At 62.7% G+C, this 332-nt stretch carries 1 protein-coding gene; it reads left to right on the top strand.

Going from position 1 to position 332, the window contains the following annotated elements:
- A partial coding sequence (locus QQJ86_RS20710) for a transposase (RefSeq protein ID WP_284322882.1) occupies positions 1-332 on the top strand: 332 nt, incomplete at both ends.

Genomic DNA, 332 nt, shown 5'->3' with positions numbered 1-332 from the left:
TTTGCGGAAGTGAATCGGCAGTTGGATGCACACGGCTTGATTTTGCGGCGAGGCACCCTGATCGATGCGACCTTGATACCGGCGGCGGTGAGCGAACCGCCCAAGCAGAAAGGCGGTGGACGTTCGGCCACCGATCCGGACGCTGCCTGGACCAAACGCGGCGCGAAGGCGACATTTGGCTACAAGCTGCATGTGGCGGTGGATCGCGATTCGCAGTTGGTGAGGGCAGCGCAGGTGACGCCAGCGAACGTCAACGAGGTATGCATCGGTCACGCCTTGGTGCAAGGGGACGAAGCGGCGGTATGGGCGGACAAAGGCTACGTAGGTCCGGC

This window comes from Dyella acidisoli, assembly GCF_030160295.1.
In the GTDB taxonomy this organism is placed as follows: domain Bacteria; phylum Pseudomonadota; class Gammaproteobacteria; order Xanthomonadales; family Rhodanobacteraceae; genus Dyella_B; species Dyella_B acidisoli.
Note: the sequence above shows the minus strand (reverse complement) of the source record. Positions and strands in the feature narration are given on the sequence as shown.